At 52.2% G+C, this 26797-nt stretch carries 22 protein-coding genes, 2 tRNA genes and 2 rRNA genes; 19 read left to right on the top strand and 7 right to left on the bottom strand.

From position 1 onward, the window contains the following. The first annotated feature begins 95 nt into the window (after nucleotides 1-95). The 4 genes from HV346_RS04300 (at nucleotide 96) to dkgB (ending at nucleotide 4306) form a co-directional block, all read left to right on the top strand. Nucleotides 96-2999: ribosomal RNA gene (locus HV346_RS04300) — 23S ribosomal RNA — on the top strand. A 93-nt stretch (nucleotides 3000-3092) separates the two neighbouring features. Further along, nucleotides 3093-3208 (top strand): 5S ribosomal RNA (gene rrf / locus HV346_RS04305). 55 nt (nucleotides 3209-3263) lie between these two features. Next, nucleotides 3264-3340 (top strand) — tRNA-Asp (locus HV346_RS04310). A 162-nt stretch (nucleotides 3341-3502) separates the two neighbouring features. After that, on the top strand, nucleotides 3503-4306 hold the full coding sequence (dkgB, locus tag HV346_RS04315; RefSeq protein WP_181622347.1) for a 2,5-didehydrogluconate reductase DkgB: 804 nt from the start codon (nucleotides 3503-3505) through the stop codon (nucleotides 4304-4306). A 10-nt stretch (nucleotides 4307-4316) separates the two neighbouring features. Here the strand turns inward: dkgB and yafC are convergent, their stop codons facing one another. Continuing rightward, nucleotides 4317-5228, bottom strand: coding sequence for a DNA-binding transcriptional regulator YafC (gene yafC, locus HV346_RS04320; RefSeq protein ID WP_181622348.1), 912 nt, complete (start codon nucleotides 5226-5228; stop codon nucleotides 4317-4319). Nucleotides 5229-5332: 104 nt separating this feature from the next. Between yafC and HV346_RS04325 the strand changes: the two genes are divergently transcribed. From HV346_RS04325 to HV346_RS04335, 3 genes are all read left to right on the top strand, one after another. After that, nucleotides 5333-6508: an MFS transporter gene (locus HV346_RS04325; protein WP_181622349.1), complete on the top strand. Its 1176-nt coding sequence runs from the start codon at nucleotides 5333-5335 to the stop codon at nucleotides 6506-6508. A gap of 137 nt (nucleotides 6509-6645) precedes the next feature. Further along, nucleotides 6646-7446, top strand: a complete 801-nt coding sequence (locus tag HV346_RS04330) for an endonuclease/exonuclease/phosphatase family protein (RefSeq protein WP_042320745.1) — start codon at nucleotides 6646-6648, stop codon at nucleotides 7444-7446. Between the two features lie 77 nt (nucleotides 7447-7523). Further along, nucleotides 7524-8294 (top strand): class I SAM-dependent methyltransferase, encoded by a 771-nt coding sequence (locus tag HV346_RS04335; RefSeq protein WP_181622350.1) that lies wholly within the window; start codon nucleotides 7524-7526, stop codon nucleotides 8292-8294. Between the two features lie 53 nt (nucleotides 8295-8347). Here HV346_RS04335 and mltD read toward each other — a convergent pair whose 3' ends face one another. After that, nucleotides 8348-9712 (bottom strand): murein transglycosylase D, encoded by a 1365-nt coding sequence (mltD, locus tag HV346_RS04340; RefSeq protein WP_181622351.1) that lies wholly within the window; start codon nucleotides 9710-9712, stop codon nucleotides 8348-8350. A gap of 68 nt (nucleotides 9713-9780) precedes the next feature. Then, a complete protein-coding gene (gene gloB, locus HV346_RS04345) occupies nucleotides 9781-10539 on the bottom strand; it encodes a hydroxyacylglutathione hydrolase (protein ID WP_181622352.1) in 759 nt (252 codons plus the stop codon). Between the two features lie 32 nt (nucleotides 10540-10571). On the opposite strand from gloB, the gene HV346_RS04350 reads away from it, so the two are divergent. Further along, entirely contained in the window at nucleotides 10572-11288 is a 717-nt protein-coding gene (locus HV346_RS04350; protein ID WP_181622353.1) for a class I SAM-dependent methyltransferase, read from the top strand. Here the strand turns inward: HV346_RS04350 and rnhA are convergent, their stop codons facing one another. Then, entirely contained in the window at nucleotides 11289-11756 is a 468-nt protein-coding gene (gene rnhA, locus HV346_RS04355) for a ribonuclease HI (protein ID WP_181622354.1), read from the bottom strand. It abuts the gene before it with no gap. A gap of 64 nt (nucleotides 11757-11820) precedes the next feature. On the opposite strand from rnhA, the gene dnaQ reads away from it, so the two are divergent. The 9 genes from dnaQ (at nucleotide 11821) to HV346_RS04400 (ending at nucleotide 20932) form a co-directional block, all read left to right on the top strand. After that, nucleotides 11821-12552: a DNA polymerase III subunit epsilon gene (gene dnaQ, locus HV346_RS04360; protein ID WP_220131481.1), complete on the top strand. Its 732-nt coding sequence runs from the start codon at nucleotides 11821-11823 to the stop codon at nucleotides 12550-12552. 132 nt (nucleotides 12553-12684) lie between these two features. Then, nucleotides 12685-12761 (top strand) — tRNA-Asp (locus HV346_RS04365). Between the two features lie 393 nt (nucleotides 12762-13154). Continuing rightward, nucleotides 13155-13874: an FCD domain-containing protein gene (locus HV346_RS04370; protein WP_181622356.1), complete on the top strand. Its 720-nt coding sequence runs from the start codon at nucleotides 13155-13157 to the stop codon at nucleotides 13872-13874. After that, entirely contained in the window at nucleotides 13871-14884 is a 1014-nt protein-coding gene (locus HV346_RS04375) for an ABC transporter ATP-binding protein (RefSeq protein WP_181622357.1), read from the top strand. The genes HV346_RS04370 and HV346_RS04375 overlap by 4 nt, the downstream gene beginning before the upstream one ends. Next, entirely contained in the window at nucleotides 14881-15963 is a 1083-nt protein-coding gene (locus HV346_RS04380; RefSeq protein WP_181622358.1) for an oligopeptide/dipeptide ABC transporter ATP-binding protein, read from the top strand. The genes HV346_RS04375 and HV346_RS04380 overlap by 4 nt, the downstream gene beginning before the upstream one ends. 2 nt (nucleotides 15964-15965) lie before the next feature. Then, nucleotides 15966-17480: an ABC transporter substrate-binding protein gene (locus tag HV346_RS04385; RefSeq protein WP_181622359.1), complete on the top strand. Its 1515-nt coding sequence runs from the start codon at nucleotides 15966-15968 to the stop codon at nucleotides 17478-17480. 21 nt (nucleotides 17481-17501) lie between these two features. After that, nucleotides 17502-18443 carry an ABC transporter permease gene (locus HV346_RS04390; RefSeq protein WP_181622360.1) on the top strand — a complete coding sequence of 314 codons (942 nt, stop codon included), beginning with the start codon at nucleotides 17502-17504 and terminating at the stop codon, nucleotides 18441-18443. A gap of 2 nt (nucleotides 18444-18445) precedes the next feature. Further along, nucleotides 18446-19321, top strand: coding sequence for an ABC transporter permease (locus tag HV346_RS04395; protein ID WP_181622361.1), 876 nt, complete (start codon nucleotides 18446-18448; stop codon nucleotides 19319-19321). A 9-nt stretch (nucleotides 19322-19330) separates the two neighbouring features. Next, entirely contained in the window at nucleotides 19331-20932 is a 1602-nt protein-coding gene (locus HV346_RS04400) for a gamma-glutamyltransferase family protein (RefSeq protein WP_181623695.1), read from the top strand. 51 nt (nucleotides 20933-20983) lie between these two features. Here the strand turns inward: HV346_RS04400 and HV346_RS04405 are convergent, their stop codons facing one another. Continuing rightward, on the bottom strand, nucleotides 20984-21754 hold the full coding sequence (locus HV346_RS04405) for an amidohydrolase (RefSeq protein ID WP_181622362.1): 771 nt from the start codon (nucleotides 21752-21754) through the stop codon (nucleotides 20984-20986). 108 nt (nucleotides 21755-21862) lie between these two features. Further along, nucleotides 21863-24307, bottom strand: coding sequence for an acyl-CoA dehydrogenase FadE (fadE, locus tag HV346_RS04410; RefSeq protein ID WP_181622363.1), 2445 nt, complete (start codon nucleotides 24305-24307; stop codon nucleotides 21863-21865). Between the two features lie 240 nt (nucleotides 24308-24547). Here fadE and lpcA point away from each other — a divergent pair, with 240 nt between their 5' ends. Together lpcA and HV346_RS04420 are read left to right on the top strand one after the other, a co-directional pair. Continuing rightward, on the top strand, nucleotides 24548-25126 hold the full coding sequence (lpcA, locus tag HV346_RS04415; protein ID WP_028017728.1) for a D-sedoheptulose 7-phosphate isomerase: 579 nt from the start codon (nucleotides 24548-24550) through the stop codon (nucleotides 25124-25126). 136 nt (nucleotides 25127-25262) lie between these two features. After that, nucleotides 25263-26030: a class II glutamine amidotransferase gene (locus tag HV346_RS04420; protein WP_181622364.1), complete on the top strand. Its 768-nt coding sequence runs from the start codon at nucleotides 25263-25265 to the stop codon at nucleotides 26028-26030. Here the strand turns inward: HV346_RS04420 and dpaA are convergent. Then, nucleotides 26001-26741, bottom strand: coding sequence for a peptidoglycan meso-diaminopimelic acid protein amidase (gene dpaA / locus HV346_RS04425; protein WP_181622365.1), 741 nt, complete (start codon nucleotides 26739-26741; stop codon nucleotides 26001-26003). The genes HV346_RS04420 and dpaA overlap by 30 nt on opposite strands. Nucleotides 26742-26797: the final 56 nt, after the last annotated feature.

The raw sequence follows: 26797 nt of genomic DNA on the forward strand, positions 1-26797 counted from the left end.
CTGTTCTCCGTAATAAGAACAGATGAAGGTGTGTTCGAGTCTCTCAAATTTTCGCAATTTGATGATGAATCGAAAGAAACATCTTCGGGTTGTGAGGTTAAGCGACTAAGCGTACACGGTGGATGCCCTGGCAGTCAGAGGCGATGAAGGACGTGCTAATCTGCGAAAAGCGTCGGCGAGGTGATATGAACCTTTGACCCGGCGATGTCCGAATGGGGAAACCCAGTGCAATTCGTTGCACTATCGTTAACTGAATACATAGGTTAACGAGGCGAACCGGGGGAACTGAAACATCTAAGTACCCCGAGGAAAAGAAATCAACCGAGATTCCCCCAGTAGCGGCGAGCGAACGGGGAGCAGCCCAGAGTCTGAATCAGCAGGTGTGTTAGTGGAACGGTCTGGAAAGTCCGGCGGTACAGGGTGATAGTCCCGTACACAAAAACGCATCTGGTGTGAACTCGAAGAGTAGGGCGGGACACGTGGTATCCTGTCTGAATATGGGGGGACCATCCTCCAAGGCTAAATACTCCTGACTGACCGATAGTGAACCAGTACCGTGAGGGAAAGGCGAAAAGAACCCCGGCGAGGGGAGTGAAAAAGAACCTGAAACCGTGTACGTACAAGCAGTGGGAGCCTCTTTATGGGGTGACTGCGTACCTTTTGTATAATGGGTCAGCGACTTATATTCTGTAGCAAGGTTAACCGAATAGGGGAGCCGAAGGGAAACCGAGTCTTAACTGGGCGTTAAGTTGCAGGGTATAGACCCGAAACCCGGTGATCTAGCCATGGGCAGGTTGAAGGTTGGGTAACACTAACTGGAGGACCGAACCGACTAATGTTGAAAAATTAGCGGATGACTTGTGGCTGGGGGTGAAAGGCCAATCAAACCGGGAGATAGCTGGTTCTCCCCGAAAGCTATTTAGGTAGCGCCTCGTGAACTCATCTTCGGGGGTAGAGCACTGTTTCGGCTAGGGGGCCATCCCGGCTTACCAACCCGATGCAAACTACGAATACCGAAGAATGTTATCACGGGAGACACACGGCGGGTGCTAACGTCCGTCGTGAAGAGGGAAACAACCCAGACCGCCAGCTAAGGTCCCAAAGTCATGGTTAAGTGGGAAACGATGTGGGAAGGCACAGACAGCCAGGATGTTGGCTTAGAAGCAGCCATCATTTAAAGAAAGCGTAATAGCTCACTGGTCGAGTCGGCCTGCGCGGAAGATGTAACGGGGCTAAACCATGCACCGAAGCTGCGGCAGCGACACTATGTGTTGTTGGGTAGGGGAGCGTTCTGTAAGCCGTTGAAGGTGTCCTGTGAGGGATGCTGGAGGTATCAGAAGTGCGAATGCTGACATAAGTAACGATAATGCGGGTGAAAAGCCCGCACGCCGGAAGACCAAGGGTTCCTGTCCAACGTTAATCGGGGCAGGGTGAGTCGACCCCTAAGGCGAGGCCGAAAGGCGTAGTCGATGGGAAACAGGTTAATATTCCTGTACTTGGTGTTACTGCGAAGGGGGGACGGAGAAGGCTATGTTAGCCGGGCGACGGTTGTCCCGGTTTAAGCATGTAGGCGGAGAGTTTAGGTAAATCCGGACTCTTTTAACGCTGAGGTGTGATGACGAGGCACTACGGTGCTGAAGTAACAAATGCCCTGCTTCCAGGAAAAGCCTCTAAGCATCAGGTAACACGAAATCGTACCCCAAACCGACACAGGTGGTCAGGTAGAGAATACCAAGGCGCTTGAGAGAACTCGGGTGAAGGAACTAGGCAAAATGGTGCCGTAACTTCGGGAGAAGGCACGCTGATATGTAGGTGAAGCCCCTGCGGGTGGAGCTGAAATCAGTCGAAGATACCAGCTGGCTGCAACTGTTTATTAAAAACACAGCACTGTGCAAACACGAAAGTGGACGTATACGGTGTGACGCCTGCCCGGTGCCGGAAGGTTAATTGATGGGGTCAGCGGCAACGCGAAGCTCTTGATCGAAGCCCCGGTAAACGGCGGCCGTAACTATAACGGTCCTAAGGTAGCGAAATTCCTTGTCGGGTAAGTTCCGACCTGCACGAATGGCGTAATGATGGCCAGGCTGTCTCCACCCGAGACTCAGTGAAATTGAACTCGCTGTGAAGATGCAGTGTACCCGCGGCAAGACGGAAAGACCCCGTGAACCTTTACTATAGCTTGACACTGAACACTGGTCCTTGATGTGTAGGATAGGTGGGAGGCTTTGAAGCGTGGACGCCAGTCTGCGTGGAGCCGCCCTTGAAATACCACCCTTTAATGGCTGGTGTTCTAACGTGGACCCGTGATCCGGGTTGCGGACAGTGTCTGGTGGGTAGTTTGACTGGGGCGGTCTCCTCCCAAAGAGTAACGGAGGAGCACGAAGGTTAGCTAATCCTGGTCGGACATCAGGAGGTTAGTGCAATGGCATAAGCTAGCTTGACTGCGAGAGTGACGGCTCGAGCAGGTGCGAAAGCAGGTCATAGTGATCCGGTGGTTCTGAATGGAAGGGCCATCGCTCAACGGATAAAAGGTACTCCGGGGATAACAGGCTGATACCGCCCAAGAGTTCATATCGACGGCGGTGTTTGGCACCTCGATGTCGGCTCATCACATCCTGGGGCTGAAGTAGGTCCCAAGGGTACGGCTGTTCGCCGTTTAAAGTGGTACGCGAGCTGGGTTTAGAACGTCGTGAGACAGTTCGGTCCCTATCTGCCGTGGGCGCTGGAGAATTGAGGGGGGCTGCTCCTAGTACGAGAGGACCGGAGTGGACGCATCACTGGTGTTCGGGTTGTCATGCCAATGGCATTGCCCGGTAGCTAAATGCGGAAGAGATAAGTGCTGAAAGCATCTAAGCACGAAACTTGCCCCGAGATGAGTTCTCCCTGACCCTTTAAGGGTCCTGAAGGAACGTTGAAGACTACGACGTTGATAGGTCGGGTGTGTAAGCGTAGCGATACGTTGAGCTAACCGATACTAATGAACCGTGAGGCTTAACCTTACAACGCCGAAGATGTTTTGGCGAAAGAGACATGATAATCAGCCTGATACAGATAATATTAGCCGGCGAAAGCGGGTTAATGAACAGAATTTGCCTGGCGGCTTTAGCGCGGTGGTCCCACCTGACCCCATGCCGAACTCAGAAGTGAAACGCCGTAGCGCCGATGGTAGTGTGGGGTCTCCCCATGTGAGAGTAGGGAACTGCCAGGCATCAAATTAAGTAGTAAGCCGGTGCACTAAACCGGTGGTTACAGAAGTCTTCGGTGGAGCGGTAGTTCAGTCGGTTAGAATACCTGCCTGTCACGCAGGGGGTCGCGGGTTCGAGTCCCGTCCGTTCCGCCACTTATTAAGAGCCCTGAGTTAACACTCAGGGCTTTTTTTTGTCTGTGGTTTAATTATTGCTAAATTAGCAAAAATCCTCTGCTTTTTACTCTCTTTTTCTGCATAACTTCAGCAGAGATAATCCTCCTCAGTCAACGAACACTATGATTAACGAGGAATTAAATGGCTATCCCTGCATTCGGTCTTGGCACTTTCCGCCTGAAAGACGACGTTGTTATCGCATCTGTAAAAACCGCACTTGAACTGGGCTATCGTGCCGTTGATACCGCACAGATTTATGAAAATGAAGCCGCTGTTGGCCTGGCACTTGAAGAGAGTGCTATTCCCCGCAATGAGCTCTTTATCACCACGAAAATCTGGATTGAAAACCTCAGCAAGGACAATCTACTCCCAAGCCTGAAGAAAAGCCTGAAAAAACTACGTACAGACTATGTTGATCTGACATTAATCCACTGGCCATCACCGAATGATGCTGTTTCTGTTGAAGAGTTTATGCAGGCACTGCTGGATGCGAAGACGCAGGGTTTAACCCGCGAGATAGGTATCTCCAACTTCACCATCCCTCTGATGGAAAAGGCAATTGCGGCCGTTGGGGCGGAGAATATTGCCACCAATCAGATCGAGCTTTCTCCTTATCTGCAAAACCGTAAAGTGGTCGACTGGGCAAAACAGCACGGTATCCATATTACCTCTTACATGACGTTGGCCTATGGTAACGCATTGAAAGATGACGTTATCTTACGTATCGCTGGTAAGCATAATGCCACAGCTGCACAGGTGATCCTGGCATGGGCGATGGATGAAGGTTATGCGGTTATCCCGTCGTCAACGAAACGTGAAAATCTGGAAACTAATCTGGCTGCGTTGGACCTCAAGTTGGATGAAGAAGACAAAAGAGCAATCGCTGCACTGGAGTGCAACGACCGCCTTGTCAGCCCAGAAGGTTTAGCCCCTGACTGGGACTAAGATTAGTACCCTACCTCTCACACAGCTCCTTCGGGGCTGTTTTTACATGCTCACTAAGAAAGTCAATAAATGCCCTTATTCGCGTACTCACAGCTCTGTCACTGTAGTACACCGCGCTGAACGGCATCTCTACCGGTAGACGTTTATCTGCCATTAATTCTACGAGTTCACCTCGGGCAATCTCTTTATCAATCATATAATCGGATAAACACGCAATTCCGTTGCCTTCAAGACACAGTTGTTTGAGAGTTTCCCCGCTATTTGAAGATAAACCGCTGGTAACAACATGAAGCTGCCCATCATGGCAGGCGACAGGCCAGGTGTTTAGCGATAACGGTTCAGTAAATCCGAGGCACATATGCTGCCTGAGGTCTTCCACCGTCTCTGGCCGGCCAAACTGGGCAATATACTGTGGTGAGGCAATAATCCTGCGATAGCTTGTGAACAATGGTCGGGCACGCAAGCTTGAGTCAGTTAATGTTCCTGCCCGGATCGCGACATCTACTTTTCGCTCAATCAGATTGATAAATGTCTCAGAGGAGACAAGCGACAAGGTCATCTCAGGGTAGCGTTCCCGGAAAGGTTTAATGAGTGGCATCAAAAAATGCAGAACAACTGGTGTTGCCGCATCAATGCGCAGCAACCCACGCGGAGTACTGCGTGTTTCCATTATCTCTGTCTCTGCGGCCGCCATTTCCTGCAAAACGGACTGTACGCGGCGAAAATAGCGCTCACCCTCTTCGGTCAGGCTTAATTGCCGCGTTGTCCGGTTAAGTAAACTGACCCCAAGCTTCATTTCCAGCTTCTTTACCGAGCGGCTGATTGCCGAATTTGCCTGCCCAAGTTGCTCGGCGGCTCGGCTAAAACTGCCACTTTCCACTACAGCGACAAAGATTGTCAGCTCTTCCGACGTTGCTTTCATTGTTGCATCACTCGCAAAATTCTATTGAGATTTTGACCATTTTTGTTATTTAAGCACTGGCGCATACTTCGTGTCATCTTAATCCTGATGATACGGAGTATTTTATGCCACTGGCGCTACTCGCCCTGACAATCAGTGCCTTTGCTATTGGCACGACTGAATTTGTTATTGTAGGACTCGTGCCTACTATTGCCGACCAGCTAGCGATTTCGCTGCCTTCAGCAGGGCTGCTGGTTTCTATTTACGCCCTGGGGGTTGCTGTTGGCGCGCCCGTGCTGACGGCGCTTACCGGACGATTCCCGCGTAAACAGCTGTTGATGGCTCTGATGGTCTTATTCACCGCTGGGAACGTTCTGGCCTGGCAAGCGCCAGACTACACTACACTGGTAGTGGCGCGGCTTTTGACCGGTCTTGCACATGGCGTGTTTTTCTCAATAGGATCTACCATTGCTACGAGCCTTGTCTCAAAAGAGAAAGCAGCATCCGCCATTGCTATCATGTTTGGCGGCTTAACCGTCGCGCTAGTGACAGGTGTTCCGCTGGGGACGTTCATTGGTCAGCATTTTGGTTGGCGTGAAACATTCCTGGCTGTATCCATGCTGGGCGTGATTGCTCTGGTGGCGAGTTTAGTACTTGTTCCATCGAATATTCCCGGCCGGGCAAGCGCCACCCTGAGCGATCAGCTTAAAGTGCTGACTCATCCTCGCTTGCTGATCATCTACGCAATTACGGCGCTGGGATACGGTGGTGTCTTCACCGCTTTTACTTTCCTTGCACCAATGATGCAGGATCTCGCAGGTTTCTCCCCAGGTACGGTGAGCTGGATATTGCTGGGGTATGGTGTATCCGTTGCGATTGGCAACATCTGGGGCGGGAAGCTTGCGGACAAACATGGTGCAGTGCCTGCTCTGAAGTTCATTTTTGCGGCGCTCGCGGCCCTGCTGGTCGTGTTCCAGTTCACGGCTTCAGTTCAGTATGCTGCCCTGGCAACAGTGCTGGTGATGGGGATCTTCGCTTTTGGCAACGTACCTGGCTTGCAGGTCTATGTTGTACAGAAAGCAGAGCTCTATACACCTAACGCAGTTGATGTTGCTTCAGGTCTTAATATTGCCGCATTTAATATTGGGATTGCGATCGGCTCTATCATTGGCGGGCAAGTTGTAGAGAACTTTGGTTTGGCACAAACACCGTGGATTGGTGCAGTTATCGTTCTTGCGGCTTTCCTGCTGATTGGCTTGAGTGGACGTCTTGATAAACCTGATCGCGTGGCATTTGAATAAGTAGCAGTAAGTGCTTGCTTACAAAACCAGAAAGCGGTTTCTCAGTAATTGCGTTGAAAGTGTGACCTAAAATCCCTATAACAGTAGAACCAGTCCGTTTTCCGGGCTGGTTCATGTTATAGAGGTCGTATCCAAAAGTGCGAAAAAATACCTATGCCATGCGCTATGTTGCCGGAATGCCAGCGGAGAGAATTTTGCCTCCGGGGTCGTTTGCGAGCCTCAGCCAGGCATTGCCCGCTGGTACACCGTTAAGCAGTGATGAAAAAATTCGCGTACTGGTCTGGAATATCTTTAAACAACAACGTGCGGAATGGTTATCTGTACTGAAAAACTTTGGTAAGGATGCTCATCTGGTCCTCTTACAAGAGGCACAAACCACACCTGAGCTGGTCAGATTCGCAACGACGAACTATCTGGCCGCCGATCAGGTTCCGGCATTTGTTTTGCCGCAACACCCTTCTGGCGTGATGACTTTATCAGCCGCACATCCGGTGTATTGCTGCCCACTGCGTGAACGTGAGCCCATTCTGCGCCTGGCAAAATCGGCACTGGTGACGGTGTATCCATTGCCTGACACCCGCCTGTTGATGGTCGTTAATATTCACGCCGTGAACTTCAGTCTGGGTGTGGATGTGTATAGTAAGCAGTTACTTCCTATTGGCGATCAGATAGCGCACCACAGTGGGCCGATCATTATGGCAGGGGATTTCAATGCCTGGAGTCGTCCGCGCATGAATGCGCTGTATCGCTTCGCACGCGAAATGTCGCTGCGTGAAGTCCGTTTTAGTGATGACCAGCGTAAGAAAGCCTTCGGTCGTCCTCTCGATTTTGTCTTCTATCGTGGTTTGAGCGTGCATGATGCTTCTGTGCTGGTGACACGCGCCTCTGACCATAATCCTCTACTCGTCGAATTCAGTCCCGGCAAGCCTGATAAATAATGGTGTGTCAGGTCTGCCGTGGGGCAGGCCTGTGGTGGTGCTGCCCTTTATCTTTCAATCAACCAAAGGACAGTACAATGACAACACACTCCCATCACGACAATGTCGAAAAACAGTTTGGCTCGCAGGCCAGTGCTTACCTGAGCAGTGCTGTGCATGCGTCCGGACGAGATTTAGTTCGTCTGAGCGAAAGGCTCTCCGCAGTCCCTGAGGCGCACGTACTGGATTTAGGCTGCGGAGCAGGGCATGCAAGTTTTGCGGCGGCACAGCAGGTTGCTCAGGTCACCGCGTATGATTTATCCAGTCAGATGTTGGACGTTGTTGTGGCGGCGGCAAAAGCAAAAAGTCTGAACAACATCACCACACGCCAGGGATATGCTGAGTCATTACCTTTTGAGGATCGGTCGTTTGATGTTGTCATCAGCCGCTACTCTGCCCATCACTGGCACGATGTGGGGCAAGCGTTAAGAGAAGTGAGGCGCGTGCTGAAAGCCGGAGGTATCTTTATCATTATGGATGTTATGTCTCCGGGACATCCGGTGCGTGATATCTGGTTGCAAACGGTTGAAGCGCTGCGTGATACATCACATGTGCGTAATTATTCCTGCGGGGAGTGGTTATCGCTGACTGCGGAAGCTGGATTAATTTCACGCTCGTTAATTACTGACCGTTTGCCTCTGGAATTTAGCTCCTGGATTGCACGTATGCGCACACCTGAAGCATTGAGTCAGGCCATCAGGTTGTATCAGGAGAGCGCATCTGCGGAGGTAAAAGCCTACTTTGAATTGCAGGAAGATGGATCATTTACAAGCGACATGATTATGGCTGAAGTGCAGAAAGCAGGATAAATAAAAAAGGCACCGGGGGAATCGGTGCCTTTTTTTATATTCAGAGTCTGTAATCAGGAATCTGGCGTTGTGCTGTTTTTTACAAACAGCGTCAGTTGATCGCCGGGTCGCAGGTTGTCAGTACCATTATTCCAGCGCATCACATCTTTGATGTTCACGCCGTGACGTTTAGCGATACTGGACAGCGAATCACCCTTACGTACGCGATAGGTAATACTGTCGCTGTTGTTGGCAAGACGCTGTGCGCTGCTACCCGCACCCACTGTCAGATTCTGACCTACCTTCAGACCCGAACTACGCAGATTATTCCACTGCTGCAGATCTTTCGCCGTCACACCAAGGCGTGAGGCAATGCCTGAAAGGGTATCACCCGAACGAACCTTATAGCTACGGCTGCTGACTGATGAGGCATCCGCGATCAGCGTTGACTGAACGGCTGCGATCTCACCTGAGGCTAAAGACTCACGTAACTGTTCAGCGTGTTTCTGCGGAACCATTACATATTGCGGGCCATTTGCACCCAACGTAGAGCCTTTAACGCCAGCATTAAAGGTCTTAAGCTTGCTGACCGACATACCCGTCATATCAGCAACCTGTTGTATTTCAACTGGGCTGCTGAGACGAACACGCGCTAACGCACGACTTTCGTCTGGTGTTGGCAGTTGTACGCCATAGCGTTTGCTATTTTTGAGTATATCGCTCAAAGCCAGCATTTTCGGTACATAAAGCTTGGTTTCCTGAGGCAGAGAGAGCGACCAAAAATCGGTGGGTTTACCACGCGCTTTGTTCGTTTTCATTGCCTTCAGTACACGACCTTCACCGCTGTTATACGCAGCGACAGTTAACAACCAGTCGCCGTCAAACATCTTATTCAGACGTTGCATCATGTCGAGAGCGGCAGTCGTTGAAGCGACTACATCACGACGCGCATCGTAGCTGCGGGTCTGTTTCAATCCATAATTTCGCCCTGTGCTCGGAATGATCTGCCAAATGCCTGCGGCATTGGCACCAGACGTTGCGTGCGGGTCAAAAGCGCTCTCCACTATGGGTAGTAGTACCAGTTCCATGGGCATGTTACGTTTCTTAACTTGCCCTGCTATCCAGTACATATACGGCTCTGCCCGTAAAGTTACATCGTGGAGATAGCTCTTATTTCTCAAATACTTCTGTTTCTGTTCGCGAATCCGGTTGTTTTCCGGAATTCCCATCTTTAGCTCGTCGCCAATAGAGGCCCACAAGTCTTGATCCTGCGCGAATGATGTCCCATCGTCCATCCATCGCGCCTGACTTGTAAACTTCCCTGCTTCCCCTTGACCAGCTGCAGAAAGGCTCTGTGCGTGCTGTTGTACGTTGCTGCCATTTTGTGACTGGCAACCTACAAGCAGGACAGAGGCGAGTAATATCGCTTTTGCCTTCATGTGTGTGTCAATAGTTGCTTAAAAGACGAGCGATGATAACGGCGAATTTTTGAAAAGGCAACCCGGAATTATCGGAAGTTATCTTTCTTTGACCTTAACCATGCGAATCGTTCTTGAGGTTGTTGCAAATTTGTTTCTTTGTTTATTTTTTCAATTAAATCAATATCATTCGTTCTTAAAAATAAATTAATTTCCCGCTCTCTTTTCAGAATTCCTGGCAGTGTTTTTTGGTTTTTTGCACGTAACTCCTTCACTTTCAGGTAATAATCTTGAATCGCCCGATCGTCAGGTAAGATGCTCGCTGAAAACTTCATGTTTGCTAATGTATATTCATGTGCGCAACAAATGAGGGTGTCACCTGGGAGCGCATTAATCTTCTGAAAAGATTGATACATTTGTGCTGGTGTTCCTTCAAATAATCTTCCGCAACCGCCAGAAAACATCGTATCCCCGCAAAAAAGATAAGGTGTGCTGTAGAAACAAATATGTCCTGAAGTGTGACCGGGAGTGGCAAATACGGAAAAATCCCACCCGAGTATGAGGATGTTTTCGCCCTCTTTGACTACTTGCGTTGTCCCCTTATCTTGTGTTTCCGCCGGGCCGTATACCACAAGATGCGGAAATTGATCCCGCAGGTCCGGAACACCACCGACATGATCGTTATGGTGGTGCGTGAGGAGAATGGCTTCAGGCTGCCAGCCATTTTCCGCAATAGCGTTCAAGACAGGGGCAGACTCACCGGGATCGACAATGATGCACCGACGATCATCGTTAACTAAAACCCAGATGTAGTTGTCCTGAAAGGCAGGAATACTGATAAGATTCATATATTACCTCTTACAACGTGGCGGATGTGTTGATGAAACCGGCAAGGATACCTCAGACTGTCGCAGCACCGGAACGTTGGGCGGAATTGCCCTGGGGTGAATACTATCGCGAAGCGTTAGAGCAACAGCTTAAGCCCTGGTTCGCGAAAATGTATGGTTTTCACCTGCTTAAGATTGGCAATCTCAGCGCGGAAATCAACTCCGAAAGTTGTGCCATTTCTCATCAGGTTAATGCCTCTCTTGATGGCTCTCCTGTGCAGGTTAAGGCCGATCCGTTGCATTTGCCGTTTGCCGAAAAATCGGTTGATGCATGCCTGCTGGCGCATACATTACCCTGGTGCAGCGACCCGCATCGCCTGCTGAGGGAAGTTGATCGGGTGTTAATCGACGACGGCTGGCTAATCATCAGTGGCTTCAATCCGTTGAGCCTGATGGGGTTACGTAAACTTGTTCCTGTATTACGCCGCACGCCACCGTATAACAGCCGTATGTTTACTCTGATGCGCCAGCTAGACTGGCTGTCATTACTAAACTTTGAAGTGCTCTGCTATGGCGGCTTTCAGGTTGTGCCCTGGGCGCGTAAGGGGGGCGTTTTACTCAGTACGCATCTGCCAGCATTAGGCTGCATGCAGTTTATTGTGGCGCGTAAAAGAACAATTCCTCTTACGCTCAATCCGATGAAGCAGAGCAAATCAAAAACACAGATCCGCCAGACCGTAGGTGCAACGCGGCAATACAAAAAACCGTAATCAGGATTCGGGTTGATAACCCACGTCGTCCTGAACGGGATTAGACGCGGCAGCGCGAGCCAGTTCGTCGCAGCGTTCGTTTTCAGGATGACCGGCATGGCCTTTCACCCATTCCCATTTGATCTCGTGCTGACCAATAGCGGCGTCCAGGCGTTTCCAGAGATCGACATTCTTGACCGGTTTTTTATCTGCTGTTTTCCAGCCACGCTTTTTCCAGTTGTGGATCCACTGAGTAATCCCCTGGCGAACATACTGACTGTCAGTGCTCAATACCACGTCACAGTGTTCCTTTAAAGCTTCCAGTGCCACAATGGCAGCCATCAGCTCCATTCGGTTATTGGTCGTCAGGTGATAACCTTCGCTAAAGGTTTTTTCGTGCTGGCGATAGCGCATGATCGCGCCATATCCACCGGGGCCTGGGTTGCCGAGACATGATCCATCGGTGAAAATTTCTACCTGTTTACGCATCTCTGGTAGACTTCCTGTATTTGAAACGTTCAGTTAAACGATAAGTCTGACATAAATGACCGCTATGAGCACTGCAATTACACGCCAGATTGTCCTCGATACCGAAACCACCGGTATGAACCAGATCGGTGCGCACTACGAAGGGCACAAGATTATTGAGATCGGTGCTGTTGAAGTCGTGAACCGTCGTCTTACGGGGAACAATTTCCACGTATACCTCAAACCTGACCGGCTGGTGGATCCAGAGGCGTTTGGCGTTCACGGTATTGCTGATGAGTTCTTGCTTGATAAGCCGACATTTGCAGATGTGGCAGATGAATTCCTGGAATACATTACCGGCGCTGAGCTGGTCATCCATAATGCATCGTTTGATATCGGTTTTATGGACTATGAGTTCAGCAAGCTCAATCGTGGCATTCCTAAAACGAATACCTTTTGCAAAGTCACCGATAGTCTGGCGCTGGCCAGAAAGATGTTCCCCGGCAAGCGTAACAGCCTCGATGCGCTCTGCTCGCGTTATGAAATAGACAACACCAAACGTACGCTGCACGGCGCGTTACTCGATGCCCAGATTTTGGCTGATGTTTATCTGACCATGACGGGTGGGCAAACCTCCATGGCGTTTAGTATGGAAGGTGATACACAGCAGATGCAGGGTGATGCAGGAATTCAGCGTGTTGTGCGTCAGGCAAACCGTTTACGGGTGGTTTTAGCCAACGATGACGAAATGGCTGCACATGAATCACGTCTGGATCTGGTACAGAAGAAGGGCGGAAGCTGCCTATGGCGCGCATAATGCGCGCAGCAATGCGTGTAAAATCGCCGCTTGGGTGATTTTTACAGCAAACGATTCAAAACTTGAGAAAAAGCGTTGACGAGTTCAGAGGCAATCCGTAATATCCGCTTCGTTCCCAACGGAACACAATGTGGAGCGGTAGTTCAGTCGGTTAGAATACCTGCCTGTCACGCAGGGGGTCGCGGGTTCGAGTCCCGTCCGTTCCGCCACTATTCAGAAAGCCTGAATCAGAAATGATTCAGGCTTTCGTCGTTTTATGTCTCGCATATTCTTATACCCCTTTCTCCCCCTCCCTCAGTGTGTTAACAAAAAGTCAATTACAATAGTGCAATTAATTAACAACTGCGCAGTTTTGGTGCGTTATTTGCACTTTTGTTGTGCAAATAATCTCCGTTTGTCCTGGTTTGTCATTTCCTTGTGTAACAATTATGTAAAAATAATTCACTGTAAATCATCCAGTTATCCACCATTTTCGTGAAAGCTCACGAACCAATGAATTATTGGTTCATTAATTGCTTAATCATTAGGGCGATAAGTTATTAACTATATCTATAAATTATTGTTAATAAAAATAAAGTGATGATGAAAGCGAGCGAACCAATATGGAAAAACCGTCACGGTTTCTGGCAAATTCCAGCACTGCGCTTGAGCAATTGCGCGGCCTTATCAATCAGCACGAGTCAACACCAGGCATTCCGTTGCCCACTGAACGTGAGTTATCGGAAACTCTCGGCGTAGGACGACGTGAAGTTCGTCGTGCGCTGGACGTGCTGGAGGAAGAGGGCCGGATCTGGCGTAAACAGGGCAAAGGAACCTTTATTGGTCCTGCTGCTCCGGTGGAGCCGCTGGCACTTCAGGGGTTGGTACAACAAACCAATTTGCTGGAAGTGATGGAAGCTCGTCTACAGCTCGAACCCGGCTTAGCCCGGCTTGCGGCACTGCGTGCCACCAGGGAAAACCTCGCGCTCATGCAGCGCATGCTGGAACGCATTAATAAGGTCAGCCCGGATGACCGCGATCTGAATGAATTGTGGGATAGCGCCTTTCACCGTGCGATTGCAGAGGCCGCGGGTAATCGTCTGATGCTCGGTTTATTCGATGCCATCGACGCCGTCAGACGCGAGCCAGGCTGGCAGCACCTCCGTGAATTAGCGCGTACACCCGAGCGTGTTGATCACTACAACGACCATCACGAAAAAATCATGTCTGCGATCATCCATCGCCAGCCTAACGAAGCAGCGACCGCCATGCGCGAACACCTGCTAAGCCTGCAAGCAGCCTTAATTCAGGCTATTCATCTTGAGGACGATTTCACGTTATGACGACCATTCCGTTCAAGGAAGCGGCGCCGGTACTGCGCCTGCAAAACCTCAACGTAAAATTCGCAGGCTCGCCGGTAAGCGTACTGGATGGGATCTCGCTTGCCGTGAAAGGGGGCGAAACATTGGCGCTGGTAGGTGAATCTGGTTGTGGAAAGAGCATCACATCCTTAGCGCTGATGGGATTGCTACCTGCCAGCGCTCAGATCGTGAGTGGTGAAATGCAGTTTCGCCGTCACGATCTGCGCAAACTCTCCCCGCGGGAATATGCCGACCTCCGGGGTAATGAGCTGGCGATGATTTTTCAGGAACCGATGACCTCGCTGAACCCGGCATTTACGCTTGGCGATCAGCTCAGCGAGGCTGTAATGCGCCACCAGAATATGTCACGTAGTGATGCCATGACTGCCGCGCTGAACATTCTGGAAAAGGTCCAAATTCCGGCCGCCGGGATGCGCCTGAAATCTTACCCTCATCAACTCTCCGGCGGGATGCGCCAGCGTGTGATGATTGCGATGGCGCTCATTAACCGTCCCCGGCTGTTGATTGCTGATGAACCAACGACTGCACTCGATGTGACAATTCAGGCGCAAATTCTGGCTCTCCTCAATACGTTAAAGGAAGAGACAGGCACTGCGGTGTTGATGATCACACACGACTTAGGCGTCGTGGCAGAAGTGGCGCAACAGGTAGCGGTGATGTACGCAGGGCAGGTGGTTGAGCAGGGGAGTGTCGACGCTATCTTCGCCGATCCTCAGCACCCGTACACCATTGGTCTGATGGGCTCCATTCCTTCGCTTGGCGCGCGTAAAGGTCAGCTTTCGACCATTCCGGGCTCTGTCCCTCTGCCAGAATCCATGCCTAAAGGCTGTCGTTTCGCGACCCGCTGTCCCTTCGCACAGACGCGTTGCCATGATGAAAAACCGTCACTTAACACGCTTGGCGCTGGTCATCAGGTAGCCTGTTTCCGTGTGCCGCTGGAACAACATATTGCGCTGGGAGAAATCGCATGACTACGCCCATCCTTGAAGCTCACGACCTCAGTAAACTGTTTCCCGGCCCCAAAAAACTTTTTACCCCCGCCCGCTTTGTGACGGCGGTTGACAGGGTTTCGCTCTCTGTTATGCCAGGTGAAACGCTGGCGATTGTCGGCGAATCCGGTTCCGGAAAATCCACACTTGGTCGTTTGCTGCTGCGCTTGCTGGCGGCAAGTGAAGGACGCGTGTTTTATCAGGGCGAAGAGATCACCCATGCCTCGGGTGCGCGCCTGAATCAACTCCGGCGTGAACTGCAGATTATTTTTCAGGATCCGTTTGCCTCACTGAACCCGCGTATGACGGTAGAGCAAATTGTCGGCGAGCCGTTGTGGTTACACCAGAATATGAAAAAAGCAGACCGCCAGTATCGGGTTGCCGAACTGTTGAAAACAGTCGGGCTGCCTGCCGCCTGGGCTGGGCGCTATCCGCATGAGTTTTCTGGCGGTCAGCGCCAGCGTATCGGTATCGCGCGAGCTCTCGCTTCCGGCCCAAAACTGCTGCTGGGTGATGAGCCGGTCTCGGCGTTGGATGTGTCCGTACAGGCGCAGGTAGTGAATTTGCTGGAAAGCCTTAAACATCAACTGGGGCTGACGATGATTATCGTCGCGCATGGTCTTGCCGTTATTCGGCATATGAGCGACCGCGTTGCGGTGATGTACCTGGGGCAAATCGTTGAACTGGCAACCGTTGACGAAATTTTTGATGCGCCATTGCATCCTTATACCCAGGCACTTATCGCCTCTGCCCCGCAGATGCAGCCTGGTGCACAACGGGATACGCCTCTGTTGCAGGGCGATTTACCGAACCCTTCAAACCCGCCAACCGGATGTCGTTTCCACACACGCTGTCCCTATGTTTCTGATGAATGCCGCCAGGTTGAGCCAATCAATCAGGTGCTGGATGGCGGACGTCAGGTTGCCTGCCATCGCTGGCAGGAGATTAATCGCGATCGCAGTGTTATTCAGATAGCACCGCCCTCTGCCGCATTTCTGCGTCGCCGCGCGCTGTTTGAACACGCGGCATCTCACTCCTCCCTTCCTGCAAGGAACTCATGATAATGACAATGCGTAATTCTCTTTTGACCGTACTGGGAAGTGTTATGTTGCTGGGTGCGGCGTTGCCCGCGCATTCGGAAAGTGTGTTGCGAATTGGTCTGGGGGCCGACCCGGATATGCTCGATCCGCATCTGGCGCGGACCTATTATGGCCGTTTTGTCTTCGCGTCGCTGTGTGACAGGCTGGTGGATGTCGATGAACATCTGAACGTTGTCCCAGGGCTGGCGAAAGACTGGGCCTGGAGCGACGATGGCAAAACCCTGACCATGAATCTGCGCGAAGGCGTGACGTTCCACGACGGCGAAAAATTTGATGCAACCGCTGCCAAATACAACCTCGACCGCGCCCTGACCTTAAAAGGTTCATTGCGTAAAAGTGAAATCTCTTCAGTCGAGTCGGTGGATGTGACCGGCCCGATGCAGATTGCCTTGCACCTGAAAAACCCGGATGCCGCGTTGCTGATGCAGCTCACCGATCGTGCTGGAGCGATGATGGCCCCGGAAGCGGCGAAAAAGCCGGATTTTGCCGCGCATCCGGTCTGTTCCGGTCCGTACAAGTTCGACAGTCGCGTATCGCAGGACCGCATTGTTCTGAGTCGTTTTGACAACTACTGGAACAAAGACGCCTACCACTTTGACAAAATTATCTACCTGCCGATCCCGGATGCCTCTGTTCGTCTGGCTAACCTGCGTGCAGGCGATCTTGACCTGACCGAAGGCATTGCTGCAAGCGACGTGAAAACGGTGGAAGCAGACAGCAAGCTGGCGCTGGCGAAAGTGACGGGTCTGGGTTATCAGGGCATTACGTTCAATATCAATAACGGCCACGTCCCGGCTAACGACCCGTTCAAAGATGCCCGCGTTCGTGAGGCTTTCTCTCAGGCCATCGACCGCGATGCGCTTAACCAGGTGGTCTTCGAAGGGCTCTACACTCCTGCTAATCAGGCGTTTTCGACCGTGAGCCCTTACCACGTTAATGTTCCGGTTCCCGCGCGTGATGTGGAGAAAGCAAAAGCCCTCCTGAAACAAGCCGGTGTGACGACGCCACTGAACGTTAACTTACTGGTTCCGAATAACCCAACGTCGCAGCAGGTTGGCCAGGTGCTTCAGGCGATGGTGGCCGAAGCCGGGTTTAACCTCAATCTGCAAATGACAGAATTCGCCACGCTGCTCGATCGCCAGCAAAGCGGTGATTACCAACTGAGCTTCTCTGGCTGGTCTGGTCGCCCGGACCCGGATGGCAGCATCTACGGCTTCATCAACAGCAAAGGAACGCTGAACGATGGCCGCTACAGCAATGCGCAGGTGGACGAATGGCTGACGCAGGCGCGACTGAGCACGGACCCTGCTGCCCGTCAGCCGTTGTATGACAAGGTTGTTCAACAGCTGCAGACCGATATGCCTATCGCTTACCTCTACTTTGAACCGCGTATTTTTGGTCTGAACAAGAGTGTGCAGGGCTTTAAACCTTACCCGGATGGCATTGTGCGTCTGGCCGGTTTGACGCTGGCGAAATAAATAAAGGCGTGAGGAGAAACCATGCTGGAACTGATTTGCAAACGTCTGCTGCTGGCTATCCCGACACTGCTGCTGGTGAGCATGATGGTGTTTGGGCTGCAAAAACTGCTTCCCGGCGATCCGCTGATCGCCATGGCTGGAGAGGAGCGCGATCCGGCGGTGATTGCTCAACTGCGTGCGGAGCTAAACCTGGATGCGCCAATCCCCGTGCAGTATTTCCACTGGCTGACGCGTGCGTTGCAGGGCGATCTGGGCGTCTCCTTACGTACTCATGAACCCGTGACATCGCTGATTGCCAGCAAACTTCCGGTCACGATGGAGTTGTCGCTGCTGGCGATGATCATCGCCCTGGTGTTTGGTATCAGCATGGGCATTCTGGCGGCGGTGAATAAAAACAGCTGGGTTGATCACGGGGCAAACTTTGTTGCGATATCGGGGATCTCAATACCGCATTTTTGGCTTGGGATCCTGCTGATACTGGTCTTTTCGGTCAATTTGCAGTGGCTGCCTGCATCCGGTTACGTGCCGTTTAGCGAAGATCCTATCCAGAATTTGCGGACCCTGCTGCTGCCTGCTTCGGTGCTGGGAACAGGCCTGGCAGCGACGCTGATGCGCCATACGCGAGCCTCGATGATTGCGGTATTAAAAGCCGATTACATCCGTACCGCGCGTGCAAAAGGGCTGTTGCCTAAGGCCGTGATCTTAAAACACGCCTTTCGCAACGCACTTGTACCGGTCATCACGCTTACTACGCTGTTGTTTGGCGAGCTGCTGGGCGGGGCGGTATTGACCGAACAGGTTTTCACTATTCCAGGCTTTGGCAAGATGATCGTGGATTCCGTTTTTAACCGTGACTATGCCGTAGTGCAGGGCGTGGTACTGATCGTGGCGATCGGCTTCCTGCTCCTTAACCTGCTGGCTGACGTGCTGTACGTCCTCATCAACCCGAAAATGCGAGGCTAATCATGGCAGAACTGACCACTTCACATGTTGTGCCAGCACTACCGCACACGCAAAACCGGGTGCTGAAGAAATTCCTCGCCAACAAAAGCGCAGTGATTGGTGCGGTGGTGGTGGGCTTCTTTGTCCTGCTTGCATTACTTGCACCCTGGATTGCACCCTTTGATCCGGTGAAAGCCAACTTCCTTGCAGTGCGCAAACCCCCATCAGAAATGTACTGGTTCGGCACTGATGAACTGGGGAGAGATATCCTCTCCCGTATTGTCTGGGGGGCAAGAACGTCGCTGATGGCGGGCTGTATGTCGGTGGTGATTGCCGTTGTGATTGGTGTGCCATTAGGGCTGGTGGCCGGTTATTTCCAGAAAATGTGGGATGGTGTGATCTCTCGCTTTATCGAAGCGCTGCTGGCGTGCCCATTCCTGATCATGGCGATCGCGCTGGGGGCGTTTTTAGGCCCGAGCCTGACCAATGCAATGATCGCCATTGGTCTCTCTGCCATGCCGATCTTCGCTCGTCTGACGCGCGGCCAGGTGATCGCTATTCGTCATGAAGAGTACATCGATGGTGCGCGAGCGATTGGCTTGCCGGATCGCTGGATCATTCTGAAATACGTGCTGCCTAACGTGATGTCACCGATTCTGGTGCAGGCCACGCTTGCTATCGCGTCGGCAATTATTGCCGAAGCCAGCCTCTCATTCCTGGGGCTTGGCCAGCAGCCGCCGAATCCGTCCTGGGGCTCTATGCTCAACACCGCGAAAGGGTTTCTTGAGCAAGCGCCGTGGATGTCTGTTTTCCCCGGTATCGCCATCTTCCTGGCGGTACAAGGCTTTAATTTACTTGGTGACGGGCTGCGCGATGCGCTCGATCCGCGCCACGACTAAGGAGTCATGATGACCAAAGCGCTTGATTTTACCTCCGGTTACGATTCTCGACGCCCGCCGATGATGGGCCATAACGCGGTTGCTACCTCTCAGCCGCTGGCGGCGCAGGCGGGTATGCGGATGCTGCAATTGGGTGGGAATGCCGTTGATGCGGCTATCGCCACGGCTATGGTGCTGACGGTGGTTGAACCGACTGGCAACGGCATAGGCAGTGACGCTTTTGCCATTGTCTGGGATGGGGAAAAACTTCACGGGCTTAACGCTTCTGGTCGCTCTCCGGCGAGCTGGCATGCAGATCTGTTTGCCGGTAAAACGGTCATGCCAGAGCTGGGGTGGGACGCAGTGACCGTACCAGGTGCAGTTTCAGGCTGGGTCGCACTGGCTGAACGGTTTGGCACATTACCACTTACGACGCTTGCGCAGCCAGCGATTGACTATGCCCGCAACGGTTTCCCGGTCTCTCCGCTGATTGGTCATCTCTGGCAGCGTGGTTACAACAAGCTGAAAGATCAACCCGGGTTTAGCGCCTGTTTTGCTCCGGAAGGCCGTGCGCCGCGCGTGGGTGAAATCTTCCGTAACCCGGCTCAGGCCAACTCGCTGGAGCTGATCGCGAAAACCAACGGCGAAGCATTCTATCGGGGCGAGCTGGCACAAAAAATTGCTGCTTTCGCGAAAGAGCACGGGGCGCACCTGACGGCTGAGGATCTGGCAAATCATCGTGCGGAGTGGGTGGAGCTGTTGTCGCGCGACTTTGCGGGTGGTTCAGTTCAGGAGTTGCCTCCAAATGGTCAGGGGATTGCCACGCTGATTGCGCTCGGGATTCTGGAGCAGTGCGGCATTGAGAAGCATCATCCTGATTCTGTGCAAGCGCTACACCTTTCCATCGAAGCGATGAAGCTGGCGCTGGCCGATCTCGATCGCTATGTGGCGGATGAAGAGCATATGGAGTTTGCGGCGAAAGAATTGCTAAGTGATGCCTATCTGAAGTCACGGGCGGCGCTTATCGACCACGATAGCGCCTCTGATTTCACCTACGGATCTCCGACGCAAAGCGGCACTGTCTATCTTGCGGCTGCGGACGCGAGCGGTATGATGATCTCCTTTATTCAGTCGAACTATATGGGCTTTGGTTCAGGCGTGGTTGTCCCGGGGACGGGGATCAGCCTGCAAAACAGGGGTTGTGGTTTTGTGCTTGATCCAAAACACCCGAATGCTCTGGCAGGCAACAAACGCCCATTCCACACCATTATTCCAGGTTTTGCGATGGACGGTAACGGCAAGCCGCTGATGTCTTTCGGTGTGATGGGGGGGCCAATGCAGGCTCAGGGGCACATGCAGATGGCATTGCGTATTATGTTGCATGGGCAAAATCCGCAAGCGGCTATCGACGCCCCGCGCTGGCGCGTGGTGCAGGGCAGGGAAGTGATTGTTGAGTCTTCGTTTGATCGCAACACCATTGCGGCACTGCGTGAGCGCGGACATAAAATTGTAGTGGAAGATCCGTTGCAGGATTACAACTTCGGTGGTGCGCAGGTGATTTACCGTCTGCCGGAAGGGCATTACGTCGCCGCGACGGAAAGCCGCAAAGACGGGCAGGCATTAGTGAGTTAATGCTTTACCCGGCCCTCACTTTTTGGGAGAGGGCCGGGTGAGGGGAAACATTTATTCAATGCTAAACGGATCTGCATCCTGCCACGCAGGAAACTTCTCCCGATACTCTTTCAGCGCCGTCAGCGATATCTCAGCGTCAATGCGTGTTGCCTGATGTGGTTCTGCGGTGGCGATAATTTCGCCCTGCGGATTAATGACGCGGCTATCGCCACGGTAGTGATGCCCATTGCCGTCAGTTCCTACACGGTTACAACCCACCACATACGCCTGATTCTCAATAGCGCGTGCAACCAGCAGAGATTGCCAGTGGAGTGAACGCGGCGCAGGCCAGTTGGCGACATACAGCGCCAGATCGTAATCGTTGCGGTTGCGTGACCAGACCGGGAAGCGCAGGTCGTAGCAAACCAGCGGCAGAATGCGCCAGCCTCGCCACTCAAATACCACCCGCTCATTACCGGCTTCATAGTGATGATGCTCGTCGGCCATGCGGAACAGATGACGTTTATCGTAAAAATGCAACTGACCACCAGGCTCAACTAGCAAGAAACGGTTTACCGGCCCACGTTCGGTTTGCAGAGCGGCACTGCCAGCAATTAACGCATTAGTTTGCTGCGCTTTACTCTGCATCCAGGCGACAACCTCTGCCTGCGGCATCGACTGTTTTGCCGCTTCCATGGCAAACCCGGTAGTAAACATTTCAGGCAATACGATGACATCGCGCCCGGAGATACCTTCCAGCTGACGATCAAAGTGGCGCAGGTTAGCCGGGCCATCCATCCACACTAAAGGTTGTTGTAAAATCGTAATCTTCAAACCAGGCACAGTTAAGACTCCTCGCAGGACAGCTTTTTGACACTGTAGCACGATGGAAAAAGAAAATGTGGCAATAAAAAACCCCGCACGCGGCGGGGTTTGTAAGCGAGTGATGCATCAGGCTGCTTCAGGTTTACGGACCTTCTCCGGCAACTTTACCGGCTGTGTCGCCAGCTCGTCTGGTTCGAAATCATCCACATTAATGCTACGTAAACGGCTCTCTTCCGCTTTCACCAGGATAGCCGCTTCATCTTTATCGATGATACCGCCTGACAGGGCTTGTTTTGCCAGCGCATCCAGGCGTGTAAACGGCAGATTTTTGCCCAGTTGTTTACAGATTTTCTGGTGAATTGGGTCGGCAGCCATGACATCCAGCAGCGCCTCTTCCAGCAGACCTACCGGGTTATGCTCTGTTGGCGTCAGATACTGGCCTCGACCAATACGCGAGCGGGTTGCACTCGGGACTTGCAGGATCTTAGCCACTTTATGATCCAGTTTGTCAGACGGCGCCAGATGATGACGGCCGGTCGGGAAGATCACCACACGCAAAGCGCCAGCCACAAAGCGGTTCGGGAAGTTAGCCAGCAGGTCGTCAATAGCTTGTTCTGCCTTATGCATTGCATCCTGCACGCCCCAATGAACCAGCGGCAGATCGGCTTCCTGGCGGCCTTCATCGTCGTAACGTTTCAGGACCGCTGAGGCAAGGAAGACCTGACTTAATACATCGCCGAGACGGGCAGAGATACGCTCGCGACGCTTCAGGCTACCGCCAAGCACCGCCATTGAGACGTCAGACAGCAGCGCCAGGTTGGCGCTCAGACGGTTCAACTGTTGGTAGTAACGACGGGTTGCGTCGCCGGTTGGTGTTGCGCTGGTGCGGCCATTGGTCAGACCTAGCCAGAAACTACGCACTTTGTTGCTCCCGACATGCCCGATATGTTTGAACAGCAGTTTATCGAAGGCATCTACGTCGTTATTCTGCGCGGCAGCCATCTCTTCCAGCACATACGGATGGCAGCGAATCGCCCCCTGACCGAAGATCATCATGCTACGGGTCAGGATGTTTGCCCCTTCCACGGTGATAGCAATCGGTGAGCCTTGATAACCACGCGCCAGGAAGTTGCCCTCTCCGAGCATAATGCCTTTACCGCCCGCAATATCCATTGCGTCAATGATGGACTGCTGTGCACGGTGGGTACAGTGGTACTTCACAATCGCTGACAGCACAGCCGGTTTTTCACCCAGCATAATGCCGTAGGTGATAAGCGATGCGGCAGCATCCATCACGTAGGCGTTGCCTGCGATGCGTGCCAGTGGCTCTTCGATCCCTTCCATCTTACCGATCGAAATTTTGAACTGACGGCGGATATGAGCGTAAGCGCCAATCCCCATAGCGACAGATTTCAGGCCACCGGTGGAGTTTGACGGCAGCGTAATGCCACGGCCAACTGACAGACATTCCACCAGCATACGCCAGCCTTGACCGGCCATTTTCGGTCCACCGATGATGAAATCAATCGGCACAAAGATATCCTGGCCGCGTGTCGGACCGTTCTGGAACGGAACGTTCAGCGGGAAGTGGCGACGACCAATTTCAACGCCCGGTGTAGAGGTTGGGATCAGCGCACAGGTAATCCCTGGTTCTTCCTCACCACCCAACAGTTTTTCCGGATCCGAGAGTTTGAAGGCCAAACCCAGTACGGTCGCGATCGGGGCCAGCGTAATGTAGCGTTTGTTCCAGGTCAGGCGCATTCCCAATACCTGTTCGCCCTGCCAGTCGCCCATACAAACGACACCCGTATCCGGGATTGCACCCGCATCTGAACCGGCTTCCGGGCTGGTCAGTGCGAAGCAAGGGATCTCCAGACCACGAGCCAGACGTGGCAGATAGTGATCTTTTTGCTCTTTAGTACCGTAATGTTGCAGCAGTTCGCCCGGACCTAAAGAGTTCGGCACGCCGACGGTGATCGCCAGGATCCCGGAGACACCTGCCAGTTTTTGCAGGACGCGAGCCTGAGCGTAAGCGGAAAACTCCAGTCCGCCGTACTCTTTTTTAATGATCATCGCAAAGAAGCGATGCTCTTTTAAGAATGCCCACAGCTCTGGCGGCAGATCGGCCATTTCATGGGTGATCTGGAAGTCGTTTGCCATGCGGCACGCTTCTTCTACCGGACCATCGATGAATGTCTGTTCTTCTGCTGTCAGGCGCGGCTGCGGATAGTTGTGCAGTTTTTTCCAGTCTGGATTCCCCTGGAAAAGATCGCCTTCCCACCAGGTCGTGCCTGCATCAATCGCTTCTTTCTCCGTACGCGACATCGGAGGCATCACTTTACGGAAGCCCTTGAATACCGGTGCAGAAATCATCGATTTACGCATTGGCGCGAAGTTGAACGGCAAAAGAATGATTGCCAGCGGGACTAACAGCCAGATATTCCAGAGGCCAGCGACACCCAGCGCCGCTGTCCAGGCCAGCAAAATCAGGCTGCTCAGGAATAAACCTATGCGGTGATAAAACAACACACCGAGCAGAACAACGGTTGCGATAATGCTCAAAATCATCATAAAGAAAAGCTCCCTGTCTTGTAGGAGGTCTGACCACTTGTGATGATATGGTTGTAGTGGATGTTATTTCTTTTAGCAATGCGTTCACAAAATAATTACAACCTGGTTCACATTGTTCAGGTTTTTGCAGGCACGAAAAATCAAAACAGCAACAGATTCGGCAGGCTTTAACTTCTCGCCTTTGCCCCTATCCGGTACACTGCATAGTGTTATTTTCATTAATGCTGAAGGATTATCCTCATGTACCAGGATCTTATTCGTAACGAACTGAACGAAGCGGCGGAAACGCTGGCCAACTTTCTGAAAGATGATGCCAATATTCACGCTATTCAGCGCGCGGCGGTCCTGCTGGCAGACAGCTTCAAAGCCGGTGGTAAAGTGCTCTCCTGTGGTAATGGCGGTTCTCACTGTGACGCAATGCACTTCGCAGAAGAGCTGACCGGACGTTATCGCGAGAACCGCCCGGGCTACCCGGCGATTGCGATTTCTGATGTCAGCCACATCTCCTGCGTCAGCAACGATTTTGGTTACGACTACGTCTTCTCCCGTTACGTTGAAGCGGTTGGTCGTGAAGGTGACGTTCTGCTGGGTATCTCGACTTCTGGCAACTCTGGCAACGTGATTAAAGCGATTGCCGCTGCGCGTGAAAAAGGGATGAAAGTCATCACCCTGACCGGTAAAGATGGCGGTAAGATGGCCGGTACTGCGGATATCGAAATCCGTGTTCCGCATTTTGGCTACGCTGACCGCATTCAGGAAATTCACATCAAAGTGATCCATATCCTGATCCAGCTGATCGAAAAAGAGATGGTTAAGTAAGACTTCGCTGGGGGCATATTCCCAAGGGATTTCGAGTTGCACTGCGGTGTGGGAGCTTGCATCAGAGCGAAAACGGCCAACAAAAGTGCAACCTGAAAGACGACGGGAGTTGCCCTCGCTGTTGTGGAGGTGATGTATGTGCGAATTGCTCGGGATGAGCGCCAATGTGCCAACCGATATCTGCTTTAGTTTCACCGGGCTGGTGCAGCGCGGTGGGGGAACCGGGCCACATAAAGATGGCTGGGGAATAACCTTTTACGAGGGCAAAGGATGTCGCACGTTCAAAGATCCTCAGCCTAGCTTCAATTCACCCATCGCCAAACTGGTACAGGATTACCCGATAAAGTCCTGTTCTGTTGTTGCGCACATCCGGCAGGCGAATCGCGGAGAGGTGGCGCTGGAAAACACGCACCCGTTTACCCGCGAACTGTGGGGCCGTAACTGGACTTACGCCCATAACGGGCAACTCACAGGGTATAAGTCACTGGAGACGGGGAATTTCCGCCCGGTTGGTGAAACTGACAGTGAGAAAGCCTTTTGCTGGTTGCTGCATAAGCTGACAGAGCGTTACCCGCGCACGCCCGGCAATATGGCGGCGGTGTTTAAATACATCGCGTCTTTGGCGCTGGAGCTTCGCGAAAAGGGTGTATTCAACATGCTATTGTCGGATGGACGCTATGTGATGGCGTTTTGCTCGACGAATCTTTTCTGGATCACACGGCGTGCGCCGTTTGGGGTGGCGAAATTACTCGATCAGGATGTGGAAATTGATTTTCAGACAGAGACCACACCTAATGATGTGGTCACTCTGATTGCGACGCAGCCGCTGACGGGCAACGAAACCTGGCAGAAGATTATGCCAGGCGAGTGGGCGCTATTTTGTCTCGGGGACCGAATAGTTTGATGCCAGTTGTGGGTGGACAACTTCGTGGCTCAGCGGTTTGCTAACGATGTAACGTCCATCCGCAATTGAGACCACCGGCGGTTTACGCGTTTGCTCGAAGTAGTCATAACCCGGTTTTAACTGTTTCCAGAAATCCGCGTAGACGGAGTATTTATGACGCTGCATATTGGCATCGGTCATGCGGAACGGGTAGATACTGACCTGAACACTGGACTGGCCAAAGACTAATGCCCCGGTCACAAACTGGAAGATCTCATCAATACCGGTGTCTGTCATTGCGTAACAACCGATAGACACACAAGCCCCGTGGATCATCAGATATTTACCTTCATACCCATGAGCACGGTCATAGGCATTAGGGAAGCCGATGTTAATCGCTTTATAGAAACGGCTATCGGGTTTGAGCTGATTACGCTGAACGTTGTAAAACCCTTCCGGGCTTTTGAAATCGCCCTGGCGCTGTTTAGGCCCCAGTCCACCGGAATAGTTACAAATTTTGTAGCTATCAAGCAGTTGATATGTCTCGCCCATTTTCACAAATAGATCGAGAGTGCGCTCTTCCTTGAAGATTTGAATATAAACCGGTGATCCCATTAACTGCTGCTTATATTCTTTGCTGACCGGCGTTGTTGCACTATTGCTGCTAAGCAGCCCGGCAAACGATACGCACGGAATCAGAAGCATCGCAATGAACAATGCGATTTTACGCATACTACTAGTTCCTTGATAAAGCTAAAACCAACTTGCCAGGACGGCAAAAGAGACCC

This window comes from Enterobacter sp. RHBSTW-00994 (assembly GCF_013782625.1).
In the GTDB taxonomy this organism is placed as follows: Bacteria; Pseudomonadota; Gammaproteobacteria; order Enterobacterales; family Enterobacteriaceae; genus Enterobacter.

What these genes read in the sequence shown, in the direction of transcription:
- lpcA (WP_028017728.1), top strand. Translation starts at nt 24,548, where the DNA reads ATGTACCAGGATCTTATTCGTAACGAACTGAACGAAGCGGCGGAAACG.
- rnhA (WP_181622354.1), bottom strand. Translation starts at nt 11,756, where the DNA reads ATGCGTAAACAGGTAGAAATTTTCACCGATGGATCATGTCTCGGCAAC.
- HV346_RS04395 (WP_181622361.1), top strand. Translation starts at nt 18,446, where the DNA reads ATGGCAGAACTGACCACTTCACATGTTGTGCCAGCACTACCGCACACG.
- mltD (WP_181622351.1), bottom strand. Translation starts at nt 9,712, where the DNA reads ATGAAGGCAAAAGCGATATTACTCGCCTCTGTCCTGCTTGTAGGTTGC.
- HV346_RS04390 (WP_181622360.1), top strand. Translation starts at nt 17,502, where the DNA reads ATGCTGGAACTGATTTGCAAACGTCTGCTGCTGGCTATCCCGACACTG.
- dpaA (WP_181622365.1), bottom strand. Translation starts at nt 26,741, where the DNA reads ATGCGTAAAATCGCATTGTTCATTGCGATGCTTCTGATTCCGTGCGTA.
- dkgB (WP_181622347.1), top strand. Translation starts at nt 3,503, where the DNA reads ATGGCTATCCCTGCATTCGGTCTTGGCACTTTCCGCCTGAAAGACGAC.
- HV346_RS04400 (WP_181623695.1), top strand. Translation starts at nt 19,331, where the DNA reads ATGACCAAAGCGCTTGATTTTACCTCCGGTTACGATTCTCGACGCCCG.
- HV346_RS04420 (WP_181622364.1), top strand. Translation starts at nt 25,263, where the DNA reads ATGTGCGAATTGCTCGGGATGAGCGCCAATGTGCCAACCGATATCTGC.
- HV346_RS04375 (WP_181622357.1), top strand. Translation starts at nt 13,871, where the DNA reads ATGACGACCATTCCGTTCAAGGAAGCGGCGCCGGTACTGCGCCTGCAA.
- HV346_RS04370 (WP_181622356.1), top strand. Translation starts at nt 13,155, where the DNA reads ATGGAAAAACCGTCACGGTTTCTGGCAAATTCCAGCACTGCGCTTGAG.
- dnaQ (WP_220131481.1), top strand. Translation starts at nt 11,821, where the DNA reads ATGAGCACTGCAATTACACGCCAGATTGTCCTCGATACCGAAACCACC.
- HV346_RS04350 (WP_181622353.1), top strand. Translation starts at nt 10,572, where the DNA reads ATGAAACCGGCAAGGATACCTCAGACTGTCGCAGCACCGGAACGTTGG.
- HV346_RS04385 (WP_181622359.1), top strand. Translation starts at nt 15,966, where the DNA reads ATGACAATGCGTAATTCTCTTTTGACCGTACTGGGAAGTGTTATGTTG.
- HV346_RS04380 (WP_181622358.1), top strand. Translation starts at nt 14,881, where the DNA reads ATGACTACGCCCATCCTTGAAGCTCACGACCTCAGTAAACTGTTTCCC.
- fadE (WP_181622363.1), bottom strand. Translation starts at nt 24,307, where the DNA reads ATGATGATTTTGAGCATTATCGCAACCGTTGTTCTGCTCGGTGTGTTG.
- HV346_RS04335 (WP_181622350.1), top strand. Translation starts at nt 7,524, where the DNA reads ATGACAACACACTCCCATCACGACAATGTCGAAAAACAGTTTGGCTCG.
- HV346_RS04325 (WP_181622349.1), top strand. Translation starts at nt 5,333, where the DNA reads ATGCCACTGGCGCTACTCGCCCTGACAATCAGTGCCTTTGCTATTGGC.
- gloB (WP_181622352.1), bottom strand. Translation starts at nt 10,539, where the DNA reads ATGAATCTTATCAGTATTCCTGCCTTTCAGGACAACTACATCTGGGTT.
- yafC (WP_181622348.1), bottom strand. Translation starts at nt 5,228, where the DNA reads ATGAAAGCAACGTCGGAAGAGCTGACAATCTTTGTCGCTGTAGTGGAA.